Source organism: Rhodococcus sp. 4CII (assembly GCF_014256275.1).
Lineage (GTDB): Bacteria > Actinomycetota > Actinomycetes > Mycobacteriales > Mycobacteriaceae > Rhodococcus_F > Rhodococcus_F wratislaviensis_A.
This window is the reverse complement of record NZ_JACCFE010000002.1, coordinates 2,212,205-2,225,900: the sequence shown is the minus strand read 5'-3', so window position 1 is coordinate 2,225,900 and position 13,696 is coordinate 2,212,205. Positions and strand designations below refer to the sequence as shown.

Sequence of the window (13,696 nt, the reverse complement as noted above, 5' to 3'; positions counted from 1 at the left end):
CCAGCTACCATGGCTTCCATGCCCTCCCGGCGAGGTTCACCGGCCGCTTCCGAGCAGGTCCGGGTGTCGGACACGGCGGTCGGCGACGCCGTCGCGCGTTTCGCCAGTGCCTGGGAGTCGTCGTCCGCGCCCGATCTCGCCGCGTATCTGCCGGTGTCTCCCGCGCTGCGCCGGGTCACGCTCATCGAACTGGTCAAGGTCGACCTCGAGCACCGCTGGCTCCGCGGCGATCACCCGAAGCGGCTCGCCCAATACTGTGCGGAGTTGCCCGAGCTGCGGCGGTGGCCGCTGCCCCCGGACCTCCTGTACGAGGAATTCCACATCCGGCGGCGCAGCGGCGAGTCGGTCGAGGCGAGCGAGTACACGCAGAATTTCCCTGGGCAGGCCGGCCAGCTCGACGAACTGCTCGGCGCCGGCGAGTACCAGAGCACCGCGCTCCACCGCGGGGAGCCGACATCGGCGGATCCGGCGGGTGGCGGAACGCTCGACGATCTGGAGGCGGGCCAGCGGATCGACGACTTCGACCTGATGACCGGTCTCGGCCGCGGCGCGTTCGCGCGGGTGTTCCTCGCCCGGCAGCGGTCGCTGCAACGGCTGGTCGCCGTGAAGATCTCGCTGGACCACGGCACCGAACCGCAAACCCTCGCCCAGTTCGACCACGACTACATCGTCCGCGTCTTCGACCAGCGGCTTCTCGCGGGCCGCGACCTGAGATTGCTGTACATGCAGTACGTCCCGGGCGGCACGTTGCTCGACGTGGTCGTCCGGGTTCGGGAGACGCCACCGGAGTCGCGCAGCGGCGCCGTGCTGCTCGACGCGATCGACCGGGCCCTGGTCGGGCGCGGCGAGATCCGGCCCAGCGAATCCGAGGTGCGCCGGGAGATCGCGACGTTGACGTGGCCCGAGACGGTGGCCTGGCTCGGCCGTCGGCTCGCGGAGGCGCTCGACTACGCCGGCCGCCACGGCGTCCTTCACCGCGACGTCAAACCGGCGAACGTGCTGCTGACGGCGGAAGGTGTTCCGAAGCTCGCCGACTTCAACATCAGTTTCAGCGGCAACATCGCCGGGTCGAGTCCGGTCGCGTACTTCGGCGGCTCGCTGGCGTACATGGCGCCGGAACAGCTCGAGGCGATCCACCCGGACCGGCCGGGGGCACCCGCCGACCTGGACACCCGCAGCGATCTGTACTCGCTCGCCGTCGTCCTCTGGGAGTTGCTTACCGGCAGAAGACCTTTCGACGACAGCGACGCCGAACTGCAGTCCCACCCGCCGGGTGACCGCACCACCCTCGACGCGATGCTCGCGCGGCGGCGGGGGCACGACGAACCGGCCGCCGACGCACTGCCCGCCGACTGTCCGAACGCGCTGCGGCGGGTGCTGCTGAAATCGCTGGCGCCGGAACCGGGCGATCGGTTCTCGTCCGGCGCCGAGCTCGCCCAGCAACTCGACGTGTGCCTCGACGAGCACGCCCGCGATCTGGTCGATCCGCCGCCGGGGAGCTGGCGGCTGCGGATGCGGCGATGGACGCACCCGATCATGTTCCTGGCCATCGCGGTTCCCAACTTCCTGGCCATCCTCTACAGCTACCAGCACAACAGCACGCTGATCATCAGCAAGCTGCCGCCCGCCGCGCCGGAGAACTTCGAGCGCATCACCCGGATCGACTACACGGTCGCGTTCCTCGTCGGCGCCGTGGGCACGGTGTCGATGGTGATCTACCTGACGGTGGTGGCCGGCGGTCTGCGCCGGGGGCGGGTGTACACCGGCGCCCAGCTGGCCCGGGCGCGCCGGGACACCCTGCTGCTCGGTCAGCGGTGTGCACTGCTCTGTCTCGGACTGTGGATCGTGAGCGGCCTCGTCGTGCCGATCACGCTGGAGGTGAGCGGCAGCCGGGTTCCGTGGAACACCATCGTGCACTTCACGGCGTCACAGCTGGTCTGCGGCGCGATCGCGGTGGTCTACCCGTTCTTCTTCGTGAACTTCTACGCCGTGCGCTGCCTCTATCCGGTGTTTCTGCGGCACGGCGAGATCAGCGCCTCGGACGCCCGGATGTTGAAGCGGCTGGGACGCCGCAGCACGCTCTTCCTCGCGGCGGCCGCCGCCGTGCCGCTGCTCGGGGTCGCGGGAGCGACGTTCATCCCGCCGGAGGACCTGCCGCGGGTGATCGTCGCGCTCCGCGTCCTGTGCGTCGGCAGCGTCATTGCGTTCGTCGGGGCCTATTGGATGTTCCGGATGCTGTCGGAGGACCTGCAGGCGCTGGAGCGCGTCGTGTCCGGTACCCCGCGGCACGAGTGATCAGGCGGAACCGAACAGGGTCAGCCGCAGCAGCGAGACGTTGAGCACGACGATCAACGCCGCGGCCACCCAGGCGGCGACCGTGGTGGCGGTCGCGTTGCGGTGGACGCCCATCAGGTCGCGGCTCGACGTCATCCGCACGAGCGGGATCACGGCGAACGGGATGCACAGACTCAGGACCACCTGGCTGAGGACGAGGGCGAACGTGGGATCGACGCCGATCGCGAGCACGACGAGCGCGGGGATGAGGGTGACCACCCGGCGCAGCAGCAGCGGAATACGCATCGACAGCAGGCCGTACATGATCTCGGAGCCGGCCGCGCATCCGATCGACGTGGACGCCAGGCCGGACGCCAGCAGTCCCACGGCGAAGATGACGGCGACCGTCGGTCCGAGCGAACTCTGAATGGCGGCGTGCGCGCCGTCGATCGAATCGGTGCCGGGAATCCCGCGCAGTGCCGACGCGGCGAGGAGCAGCATGCCGATGTTCACCGCGCCCGCCACGATCAGCGCACCGACCACGTCCCACTTCGTGACCCGCAGCAGTCGGGCGAGACGGCGGCCTTCGAGGTCGTTTCCGTGCCGGTCGCGGGCGAGGGCGGAGTGGAGGTAGATGGCGTGCGGCATCACCGTGGCGCCGAGCATGCTCGCGGCCAGCAGTACCGTCTCGGTGCCCTCGAAGCGTGGCACGAGCCCGGCGAGTGCGTCCGTGCCGGACACGTCGGTGAACGCGAGACCGGTGAGGAATCCGACGGTGATGATCGTCAGGAGTCCGATCACCACGAACTCGAACGTCCGCTGGCCCCGACGGCTCTGGATCGAGAGGATGCCCATCGACACGACGCCCGTGATGAGGCCGCCGACGAAGAGGGGAACGCCGAACAGGAGGTTGAGCGCGATCGCGCCGCCGATCACCTCGGCGAGGTCGGTGGCGATCGCCATCGCCTCCGCCTGCAGCCAGAACGCGCGACGGTTGCCGGTCCGCAGGCGGGTGCCCAGCATTTCGGGCAGCGACTTGCCGGTGACCAGCCCGAGTTTTGCGGACAAATACTGCACCAGCACGGCCATGGCATTGGCGAGTACGAGGACCCAGACGAGCAGGTAACCGTACTTCGCGCCGGCGGTGAGGTTGGCGGCCACGTTGCCGGGGTCGACGTAGGCGATGGCCGCGACGAAGGCGGGTCCGAGGAGCGCGACGGTCCGGAGACTGCCCTTGCGGGGGGTGCGGCGCGGGAGGAGAGGGCTGGGGGCCTCGATGCTCACTGGACTCCTGAGGGTCGTCGCGACGATCAACCTGCTGATTCGTATCTCCGGACTATAGAGTTAGGTGCGACGAACTTTCAAGTGCAGTGAGTAGTTCTGTCCGGAATGACCGCCTGCGGGGCTATATTGACTAGAACGTGTTCTACCTTCGGTGGAAGGGAGTCCCGATGGGTCAGGTTCTCGACAGGATCGACGCCGTCGCCGAGCAGATCCGCGGACAGGCCGTCCAGTCGGAAGCGGACTGCCGGCTCACCGACACGGCCGCCGGCCTGCTACGCGACTCCGGCGCGATCCGGCTGCTGCAGCCCAAGCTGTACGGCGGCTACGAAGTGCATCCCCGCGAGTTCGCCGAGACCGTCATGGGAATCGCGGCACTCGACGGCGCGAGCGGATGGGTCGCCGGGATCGTCGGCGTGCATCCGTGGGAACTGGCCTTCGCCGACCCGCAGGTGCAGGAGGAGATCTGGGGCGAGGACAACGACACGTGGATGGCGTCGCCGTACGCACCGATGGGGGTCGCGACACCGGTCGACGGCGGCTACGCCGTGAGCGGCCGGTGGTCGTTCTCGTCCGGAACCGACCACTGCCAGTGGGCGTTCCTCGGGGCGATGGTCGGCGACGGTTACGGCGGAATCGCGATGCCGCCGTCGTCCCTGCACGTGATTCTGCCGCGCACCGACTATCGGATCGTCGAGGACACCTGGGATGTGATCGGACTGCGCGGGACCGGAAGCAAGGATCTCGTCGTCGACGGTGCGTTCGTTCCGGACTACCGGACGCTGAACGCGTCGAAGGTGATGGACGGCCGCGCCCAGCGGGAGGCGGGCAGGCCCGAGCCGCTGTTCAGCATGCCGTATTCGTGCATGTTCCCGCTCGGCATCACCGCCGCCGTCATCGGCATCACCGAGGGTGCGCTGGCCTGTCACATCGCGGTGCAGAAGGACCGCGTGGCGATCACGGGACAGAAGATCAAGGAGGACCCCTACGTCCTCAGTGCCATCGGGGAGTCCGCCGCCGAGATCAATGCTTCGCGGGTGTCTCTCATCGAGACCGCCGACCGGTTCTACGACAAGGTTGACGCAGGCAAGGAGGTCACGTTCGAGGAACGGGCGATCGGACGCCGCACCCAGATCGCCGCCGCATGGCGTGCGGTGCGGGCGGTGGACGAGATCTTCGCGCGCGCCGGCGGCGGGGCGCTGCACTACAAGACTCCGATGCAGCGGTTCTGGCGAGACGCGCACGCCGGTCTCGCCCATGCGGTTCACGTGCCCGGGCCCACCAACCACGCGAGCGCACTCACCCAGCTCGGCGGCGAACCGCAGGGAATGATGCGGGCCATGATCTAGCCGGAGGCCGAGGCGCGCGCCTCGGCCCCCGGCATCGATCAGAGTGCGGCCGCGGCGAATCCGGTCTCGAGATCGGCGAGGATGTCGTCGATTCCCTCGATGCCGACGGCGAGCCGGACCAGACCGGGCGTCACGCCGGCAGCGAGCTGCTCCTCCGGGGTGAGCTGCGAATGCGTCGTCGACGCGGGGTGGATCACCAGCGACCGCACGTCGCCGATGTTCGCGACGTGGCTGTGCAGGGTGAGCGCGTTGACGAACTTCTTGCCCGCATCGACACCGCCGGCCAGCTCGAACGTCACGATCGCACCCGGACCCTTCGGCGTGAGCTGCCGTGCGCGCTCGTGCCACGGCGAGGACGGCAGACCGGCGTAGGCCACGGACGTGACCTCCGGGCGTGCCTCGAGGAACTCCGCCACCTTCTGCGCGTTGGCGACGTGCCGCTCCACCCGCAGGCTGAGAGTCTCGATGCCCTGCGCGATGAGGAACGCGTTGAACGGGGCGACCGCCGAGCCGAGGTCGCGCAGCAGCTGCACGCGGGCCTTCAGCGCGTAGGCCGGGGCGCCGAGATCCGCGAAGACGACACCGTGGTAGCTCGGGTCCGGGGTGGTGAAATTGGTGTGGCGGCCCTGGGTCCAGTCGAACGTGCCGCCGTCGACGATGACCCCGGCGATCGCCGTGCCGTGCCCGCCGAGATACTTGGTGGCGGAGTGCACCACGATGTCGGCGCCGTGCTTCAGCGGCTGCAGCAGATACGGGGTGGCCACCGTGTTGTCGACGATCAGCGGGATCCCGTTGTCGTGGGCCACCTTCGAGATTCCGGGGATGTCCAGGACGTGATTCTTCGGGTTGGCGATCGTCTCGCCGTAGAACGCCTTCGTGTTCGGGCGGACGGCGCCGCGCCACTGCTCGAGGTCGTCGGGGTCGTCGACGAACGAGACCTCGATGCCGAGCTTGGGCAGCGTGTAGTGGAACAGGTTGTAGGTGCCGCCGTACAGGTACGGGCTGGAGACGATGTGGTCGCCGGCCTCCGCGAGGTTCAGTACCGCAAAGGTTTCCGCGGCCTGCCCGGAAGACAGCAGCAGGGCGGCGACGCCACCTTCGAGGGCGGCGATGCGCTGTTCGACCGCGTCCTGGGTGGGGTTCATGATGCGGGTGTAGATGTTGCCCGGTTCGGCCAGACCGAACAGCGCGGCAGCGTGATCGGTGCTGTCGAACGTGTACGAGGTGGTCTGGTAGATCGGCAGCGCCCGCGCCTTGGTGGTCGCGTCGGACGTCTGCCCGGCGTGGATCTGCTTGGTCTCGAACGACCAGTTGACGGTGGGATCGATGCTCTCGGTCACGAGTGGTGTTCTCCTGAATCTGTGCGGTGGGTGTGGTGAATCAGTTGTCGCGGGTGGCACCGATGACGGGCGTGAGATTCGAAACGGATGCAGTGGTCATGACAGAACGAATCCTTCGACAACGAGGGTGTGCAGGAAGAACCCGGCGTGGAGAGAAATCACGCCGGGACGGGTCCGATCAGGAGATCGGACACCTCGAGGTACACACCAGTGCGAAATCGACATGGCGACGCCGCGTCAGCAGCTCGCCTGAGTCGATCACACCGGATCCGGTCACGGATCAGACTGTAACTGCACGACACGCATTCCGACCAGTCCCATAGGAAATTTCGCTCACGGAGTGGGCAGCGCGCGGCACAGGGCGTCGAGGGTGGCCGCGAAGCGCGCGGACGACGGTGTGCTGTAACCGACGACGAGCCCGTCGGGCCGGCTCGCGGGACCGTCCGGATGACGGAACGTGCGCAGACCCTCCACTGCGAGACCTAGTGACGCGGCCCGGTCGACGGTGGCCGTCTCCGTCCCGGCGGGAAGTTCGAGGACGGCATGCAACCCGGCCGCGATGCCGGTGACGTGCACGTGGGGCGCGCGGGCGGCGAGGGTCTCGACGAGGGTGTCGCGCCGACGGCGGTACAGGGTGCGCATCCTGCGGACGTGCCGGTCGAACGCACCTCGCTCGATGAAGTCGGCCAGGGTGAGCTGGTCCGTGGCGCTGACCCACCGCTCGTACAACCCCTTGACCGCCAGGACGTCGTCGATCAGCCGTTCCGGCAGCACCATCCATCCCACCCGGATGGCGGGGGAGAGGGACTTGCTCACCGTGCCCAGATAGGCCACCTCGTCCGGGGCCAGACCCTGCAGGGCGCCGACGGGTTGGCGGTCGTACCGGAACTCCCCGTCATAGTCGTCCTCGATCACGAACCCACCCGTCGTGCGTGCCCATTCCACGAAAGCCGTTCTCCTGCCGGGATGGAGCGGACCTCCGATGGGGAACTGGTGAGCCGGGGTGAGCAGGCACGCCGACAGTTGCGGACCCGTCGCATCCGGGGTCTGCGCGCCGTGGGTGTCGAGGTGCAGGGGGACGGTGCCGACGCCGGCGTCGCCGAGCAGTTCGCGGTGCAGATGCAGCCCGTACCCCTCGACGGCGATCGGTCCCGCCACGGCGCGGCCGAGCAACCACAGTCCGTGCCCCGAGCTGGCGCTGACGACGATGTGTTCCGAATCGGTGCGCACCCCCCGTGCGCGAGAGAGGTATTCGGCAAGGGCGCGACGGAGTTCGGGGCGCCCCCGGGGATCACCCGGTCCGAACGCGTCGTTGGGTGCCGCGGTGAGTGCCCGTCGGGCCGACGACATCCAGGCGGCACGAGGGAACTCCGCGACATCGGGCGAGCCGGGCATCAGGCTCAGTGCCGGCCGTGCGACGGTGGCGGCCGGGACGTGAGCGCGGCGCGGCGCCTCGCCCGCGCGGTCGGCAACCCGCGTGCCCGACCCCTGCCGGGCGGTGAGCCAGCCCTCGGCCACGAGTTCGGCGTACGCCTCCGCGACGGTGTTGCGGGCGATGCCGAGGTCGAGAGCCAGGGTGCGGGACGGCGGGAGGGTGGCGCCTGCGACGAGCCGTCCCGAGCGGATCGACTCGCGCAGCGCGGAGATCAGGTGTGCGCGCAACCCGGGCGAGCGTGCCCCGCCGGACCCCGTGAGGTCCACGTGCAGGTCGCGGCCCAGACCCGAATTGGCCCAAGAATCCATGACTGAATTGAACCATGAAGATGGGCTATTGCGCGCCTACTGTTGTTCGTATGACCACAACAGAGCGCAAGACCCGGGTCGATCTCGCACGCAAGGCCCCCGCCGTCTACAAGGCGATGATCGCCCTCGACGCCGCGGCTCGGCAGGGCCTCGACCCGGAGTTGGTCGAGCTGGTGCTCACCCGGTGCTCCCAGATCAACCACTGTGCCTGGTGCATCGACATGCACACCGCCGATGCCCGCAAGATCGGCATCAGCGAACAGAAGCTGTACCTCCTCAATGCGTGGGAGGAGGCGCACGGTCTGTACACCGACCGGGAGCGCGCGGCGTTCGCCCTCGCCGAATCGATCACGGTGCTGACCGACGGCTTCGTTCCCGACGCGGTGTACGAGGAGGCGGAGGAGCACTTCGACGAGACGGAACTGGCCCAGCTCATCTCGCTGGTGCTCACGATCAACGCGTGGAATCGCATCGCCGTGAGCACCCGCAAGATCCCGCGCGTTCGCTGATCGAGGGCACGCACCGCTCCGAAGTTTCCGCGGACGGCCTGTTCGCGTTCGATGGCTTCGAAGAGGGCTTTGAAGTTGCCGATGCCGAAGCCGAGGGAGCCGTGGCGTCCGATGAGTTCGAAGAACACGGCGCATCGACTGATGGGAGCGGCCCCGCCCCTGCTTCCTATACAATCTGAATACTTCAATGGGGCAATGGAAATGGACTGTGATGGTTGCGCGGAGTGAGATCGGCGTCGGAGTGCTCGCTCGCGCAGTGGCGATCCTCGATGTCGTGGAGTCGAGTCCGATGGGCGCGAGCGACCTCGCCCGTGAACTGGACCTGTCCCTGTCGACCACGTACCGGCTGGCAACGGACATGGTCAAGCACGGCCTCCTCCGGAAGGATCAGGAAGGCCGTTTCTATCTCGGTCAGCGCTTCGTCACGACGGCGTTGAGCGATCTCGCGGTCCCGGCTCTGCGCGAATTGGCGGAGAAGACAGGAGAATCCGCGCAGCTGTGGGTGCGGCGGGGCGAGTCGCGGCTCTGTGCGGCCAGCGTCGACTCACAGCACGAGCTGCGGGTCGCGCTGCCCGTCGGAACGCTCGTGCCGCTTCCTCAGGGGTCCAGCGGCCACGTACTCTCCGGAGACTGGGAAGCCGACCCCGAGGCGGTGAAATTGGGTTGGTGGGTGTCGATTTCGGAACGAACCCCGGGATCCGCCTCCATCAGCGCACCGGTTCGCAGGCACGGCGAGATCGTGGCCGCCGTGTGCGTATCGGGTCCCGACGGGCGCATGGGGGAGAACCTGGGTGCCCGGATGGGCCACGCAGTCATCGCTGCTGCGCGGCAGATCGAGAAGTCCGTTCCCGGCGACTGACTCGCTCAGGCGGTGTCGAACGAGGTGACGTCCGCCGACCGATGTTGCTGTGCCAGTTGGCGGTAGACGGCCGCGTTGGCGGCGTTGTGGGTGACCTCGTCGTCGGTGAGTTCGCGGCGAACCTTCGCGGGTACGCCCGCGACGAGTGACCGCGCCGGAATCCGGGTTCCTTCGAGCACCAGTGCGCCGGCCGCGATCAGCGACTGTGTGCCGATCACTGCGCCGTTGAGGACGGTTGCCCCCATGCCCACGAGGGCGCCGTCTTCCACGGTGCAGCCGTGCAGAACGGCGTTGTGCCCCACGCTGACATCCCGGCCCACGACGACGGGGAATCCCGGGTCGACGTGAACGGCCACTCCGTCCTGGATGTTGCTGCCCTCGCCGAGGGTGATGGAATCGCAATCGGCGCGCAGCACCGCGCCGTACCAGACGCTGGTCTCCGCGCCGAGGGTCGCCGCGCCGATCACGGCCGCGGTGGGCGCGACCCAGGCGGTCTTCTCCGCGCGTGGCGAACGTCCGTTGATCGCAACGACGTGTGGTTCTCTCACCGTGTTCTCCTCCTGTCGAGCAGCGGATTCGTGCTGCATTTCGCAGTGTCCCGTCGTTCATTGTCTGTGGCGCGGACTCCAGGCATTGCCAATTGTGACTGCTGCCACTACGTTTATTCTTATCAAACGGGAAGCTAACTGCCAAATAATGAGAAAATGCTGGTAGGGCTCCCGTCGCAATCCAGTACAGATCGACGAGGGAGAACTCTCACAATGCAGGTCCCAGAGAACGGCCCACTGCACGGCATCCGTGTACTGGAACTCGGCAACTTCATCGCAGCCCCGATGGCGAGCCGCATCTTCGCCGACTTCGGCGCCGAGGTCGTCAAGATCGAGCGACCGGGTGTCGGCGACGAACTGCGGGGCTGGCGCCGCCGTCGTGGCGCGACGTCGATGATGTTCCGCACCATCGCCCGCAACAAGCGTTCCGTCACGCTCGACCTCCGGACGGTCGAGGGCCGCGAGATCATTCTCGACCTCGCCGCCAAGTCGGACGTCGTCATCGAGAACTTCCGGCCGGGAACGCTCGAGCGGTGGGGAATCGGGCCCGACCAGCTCACGGCCGCCAACCCGGATATCGTCCTCGTGCGGATCTCCGGCTACGGGCAGACCGGCCCCTACCGGGAGCGCACGGGATTCGGCGGTGTCGCCGAGGCCTTCGGCGGACTGCGGCACGTCACCGGCTACCCGGACCGCCAATCCGTCCGGGCGGCGGCCCCCATCGCCGATACCCTCGCCGGGTTGCACGGCGCGATCGGCGCCCTGATCATGTTGCTCGCCAAGGCGAGACACGGCGAGCATTCGGCACCGCGGGTGGCGGACGTGGCACTGTACGAATCGGTGTTCATGGCGATGGAATCGCTCGTTCCCGACTACGACGCGTACGGCATGGTGCGCGAGCGGACCGCCGGCAACCTGCCCGGCGTGGTGCCGAGCGGTGTCTATCCGTGCGACGGCGGCTCCGTGATGATCGCCGGCAACTCGAGCGGCGTGTTCGGCCGGCTGATGCAGGCCGTGGGGCGCGGCGATCTCGCCGACGATCCCGAACTGGCCGACGGGGATCAGCGATTCCGCCGTGAAGCCGAACTCGACGACGCGATCTCCTCGTGGACGTCGCAGCGGCGTCCCCGCGATGTGGTCGCCGAGCTCGGCGCCGCCGGCGTGCCCGTCGGCGAGGTGTACGACGCGGTGCAAATCGCGGAGGACGAGCACTACAACGCCCGCAGCATGCTGCAGAGCCTGAAGGTGTCCGTCGACGGCGAGCCCGAAGAGGTCCGATTCCCCGGGGTCGTCCCGCAGCTCGACGGCGAGCCCACGCAGATCCGCTGGGCCGGACCCGAGCTGGGTGAGCACACCGACGAGATCCTCGGCGGACTGCTCGGGCTGTCGGGCGACCGGCTCGACGACTACCGCGCCCGCAACATCATCTGAATCGGAGGAGTGAAATGACAGTCACCATAACGGATGTCGTGCTTCGGGACGGACTGCAGGACGAGGACGTGGTCGTCTCCACCGACCACAAGCTCGCCGTCGCGGACGCACTCGTCGCCGCAGGCGTCAAGCACATCGAGGCGGCATCATTCGTCTCGCCCACGCGGGTCCCGCAGATGGCGGACGCCGACGACGTGATCGCCCGGCTGCCCCGCATCGATCCGGCGGTCACCTACAGCGCCCTCGCGCTCAATCCGCGTGGGGTGCACCGTGCGGCCGCGACCGGTATCGACGAGATCCAGGTCGTGACGTCTGCCAGCGCCGGGCACAGCACGGCGAACACGGGGCGGAATCCGGACGAGGCGCTGACCGGACTCGCCGAGGCGTTGCGGAAGTACCAGGGCCGGAGTTTCCTCGGAGGTGTGTCGACCGCGTTCGTCTGTCCGTTCGAGGGCATCATCGCCCCCGCCGCGCTGGTGCGGGTGGCGCGCGCGATGGCCGCGATGGGTGTGCGCCGACTCGGGCTGGCCGACACCCTGGGAACGGCCACCACCGAGCAGGTACTCGCCTCGGTCGGGGCGGTCCGCGACGCCCTCCCCGACGTCGAACTGAGCCTGCACCTCCACAACGCACACGGGCAGGCGCTCGGCACCGTGATCGCCGCGCACCGGCACCTCGGCATCACGCACTTCGACAGCGCCCTCGGAGGGTACGGCGGCTGCCCGTTCGCCCCGGGCGCCCACGGCAATCTCGCCACCGAGGAACTGGTAGCGCACCTCCACGCGCACGACATCGAGACGGGAATCGATCAGCAGGCCCTCGGCCTCGCCGTCGACGCCGTCAAACATGCTCTGGCCCAGGCTCGGCCCCTCTCCGCAGTGTGATCTGCGAACTCACCCCGAAAGGCCGATCATGGTCTACGCAATCTCCATCGTCGCTCTGATCGCGATCTTCACAGTGGCGACACTCACCCCGATCAACATGGGCATCCTCGCGTTCGCCGGAGCATTCGTCATCGGCGGCTGGGTGTCCGGGATCCCGGTCGAGGACATCATCGACGCCTTCCCCGGCAGCACGTTCATCATCGTCGGCGGCATCACGCTGTTGTTCGCCATCGCCAAGACGAACGGGACCATCGACCTCGTCATCGAGGCCTCGCTGCGCCTCGTACGTGGCAGGCGGTGGGCGATCCTGTGGATGATGTTCCTGCTGTCCGGTCTGTTGATGGCACTCGGGTCCGTGCTCGCGGTCGGGATGCTCGCCCCCATCGCGATGCCCCTCGCCGCCAAGAACAAGATCAACCCGTTCCTGATGGGCATGGTGATCAGTCACGGCGCCCTGGCCTGCGCGTTCTCGCCGATCAACCTGTACGGCGCGTTCATCAACGGTCTGATGGATTCGACGGGTGTCGGTGCGAATCCGCTGGTCCTGTTCGCGCTGCCGTTCGTCCTCAACCTGGTCATCGCGGTCGTGCTGTTCCTGATCTACGGCCTCGACCTGATCGGGCACCGCACGCCTCGCCCCGCCGGGACGGCAGGCACCGAGGAGGTGTCCGACGGAGGAGGGTTCGGACGTTCCTCGCGCCGGTCGTCCGGTGGCGGCGCCCCGGGCGGGAACACCGCGACGCTCACCGATCGCGAGGTCATCGAGGAAGCATTGAGTCACGAAGGCCTGAAGCCGGTCAAGATGGACAGGTACCGGTTCGCGACACTCATGGGCATCGGGTTCCTCGTCGTCGGGTCGGTCGCGTTCGGGATCGACGTCGGCGTCAGCTCGATCTGCATCAGCGCGGTGCTGCTGTTGATGGCGCCCAAGTCGCACCCCAAGGTCATCGACAACGTGGCATGGCCGGCCGTGGTGCTCGTGTGCGGGATGCTCACCTACATGGCGGTCATGACGCAGAACGGCACGCTCGACTTCCTCGGTGACGCGGCGTCGGCTCTCGGATCGCCGTTGCTGACCGCGCTGATCCTCTGCTACGCCGTCGCGATCATCTCCGCCTTCGGTTCGTCGATCGGCACGCTCGGCATCGCGCTGCCCCTCGCCGCACCGATGCTCGCGATGGGTGAGGTGGGTGCCGTGGGATTCGTGGCGGCTCTCGCGTTCTCCGCGACCGTGGTCGACGTCAGTCCGTTCTCGACGAACGGCGTGATGGTGCTCGCCAACGCACAGGTCGAGGACAAGGCCCGCTTCCAGCGCAGGATGCTGGCCTACTGCGGGCTGATCGTGCTGTCGGCCCCCCTGTTCGTCTGGGCGCTGGTCGTCGTGCCGACGTCTGTCTAGGTCTTCCCGGCCGTGCCGGTCACCGTATTACGGCGGTGACCGGCACATCTCACGGTGCGGGGCCGGTCGGGGTGAACTT

Annotated in this window: 12 protein-coding genes; 8 read left to right on the top strand and 4 right to left on the bottom strand. The window is 68.1% G+C overall.

Features of this window, described 5'->3' with window-relative positions; all coding sequences use genetic code 11:
* The first annotated feature begins 9 nt into the window (after positions 1–9).
* Positions 10–2,295: a serine/threonine-protein kinase gene (locus tag H0B43_RS10860; RefSeq protein WP_213015123.1), complete on the top strand. Its 2,286-nt coding sequence runs from the start codon at positions 10–12 to the stop codon at positions 2,293–2,295.
* Here the strand turns inward: H0B43_RS10860 and H0B43_RS10855 are convergent, their stop codons facing one another.
* The gene (locus H0B43_RS10855; protein WP_185727888.1) at positions 2,296–3,558 is read right to left on the bottom strand and encodes an Nramp family divalent metal transporter; all 1,263 of its coding nucleotides are present in this window, start codon (positions 3,556–3,558) and stop codon (positions 2,296–2,298) included.
* 167 nt (positions 3,559–3,725) lie between these two features.
* On the opposite strand from H0B43_RS10855, the gene H0B43_RS10850 reads away from it, so the two are divergent.
* Entirely contained in the window at positions 3,726–4,904 is a 1,179-nt protein-coding gene (locus H0B43_RS10850; RefSeq protein ID WP_185727889.1) for a hydroxylase, read from the top strand.
* Positions 4,905–4,942: 38 nt separating this feature from the next.
* On the opposite strand, the gene H0B43_RS10845 is transcribed toward H0B43_RS10850, so the two are convergent.
* Both H0B43_RS10845 and H0B43_RS10840 read right to left on the bottom strand, forming a co-directional pair.
* Positions 4,943–6,244: a bifunctional o-acetylhomoserine/o-acetylserine sulfhydrylase gene (locus H0B43_RS10845; RefSeq protein WP_185727890.1), complete on the bottom strand. Its 1,302-nt coding sequence runs from the start codon at positions 6,242–6,244 to the stop codon at positions 4,943–4,945.
* A 333-nt stretch (positions 6,245–6,577) separates the two neighbouring features.
* Positions 6,578–7,987, bottom strand: a complete 1,410-nt coding sequence (locus H0B43_RS10840; RefSeq protein ID WP_185727891.1) for a PLP-dependent aminotransferase family protein — start codon at positions 7,985–7,987, stop codon at positions 6,578–6,580.
* A gap of 50 nt (positions 7,988–8,037) precedes the next feature.
* On the opposite strand from H0B43_RS10840, the gene H0B43_RS10835 reads away from it, so the two are divergent.
* Genes H0B43_RS10835 through H0B43_RS10825 form a run of 3 tightly spaced genes read left to right on the top strand, consistent with a single transcriptional unit; the run spans position 8,038 to position 9,355 of the window.
* Positions 8,038–8,496, top strand: a complete 459-nt coding sequence (locus tag H0B43_RS10835; RefSeq protein WP_185727892.1) for a carboxymuconolactone decarboxylase family protein — start codon at positions 8,038–8,040, stop codon at positions 8,494–8,496.
* Complete coding sequence (locus H0B43_RS10830; RefSeq protein WP_185727893.1) at positions 8,448–8,675, top strand: hypothetical protein; 228 nt, start codon at positions 8,448–8,450, stop codon at positions 8,673–8,675. The genes H0B43_RS10835 and H0B43_RS10830 overlap by 49 nt, the downstream gene beginning before the upstream one ends.
* Before the next feature lie 32 nt (positions 8,676–8,707).
* Complete coding sequence (locus H0B43_RS10825) at positions 8,708–9,355, top strand: IclR family transcriptional regulator (protein ID WP_185727894.1); 648 nt, start codon at positions 8,708–8,710, stop codon at positions 9,353–9,355.
* Positions 9,356–9,360: 5 nt separating this feature from the next.
* On the opposite strand, the gene H0B43_RS10820 is transcribed toward H0B43_RS10825, so the two are convergent.
* Positions 9,361–9,903, bottom strand: coding sequence for a gamma carbonic anhydrase family protein (locus H0B43_RS10820; RefSeq protein ID WP_185727895.1), 543 nt, complete (start codon positions 9,901–9,903; stop codon positions 9,361–9,363).
* A 213-nt stretch (positions 9,904–10,116) separates the two neighbouring features.
* On the opposite strand from H0B43_RS10820, the gene H0B43_RS10815 reads away from it, so the two are divergent.
* The 3 genes from H0B43_RS10815 to H0B43_RS10805 are packed head-to-tail and all read left to right on the top strand — an operon-like array spanning position 10,117 to position 13,617.
* Complete coding sequence (locus tag H0B43_RS10815) at positions 10,117–11,334, top strand: CaiB/BaiF CoA-transferase family protein (RefSeq protein ID WP_185727896.1); 1,218 nt, start codon at positions 10,117–10,119, stop codon at positions 11,332–11,334.
* 14 nt (positions 11,335–11,348) lie between these two features.
* Positions 11,349–12,218, top strand: coding sequence for a hydroxymethylglutaryl-CoA lyase (locus tag H0B43_RS10810; protein ID WP_185727897.1), 870 nt, complete (start codon positions 11,349–11,351; stop codon positions 12,216–12,218).
* Positions 12,219–12,246: 28 nt separating this feature from the next.
* Positions 12,247–13,617: an SLC13 family permease gene (locus H0B43_RS10805; RefSeq protein WP_185727898.1), complete on the top strand. Its 1,371-nt coding sequence runs from the start codon at positions 12,247–12,249 to the stop codon at positions 13,615–13,617.
* The last annotated feature ends 79 nt before the right edge of the window (positions 13,618–13,696 follow it).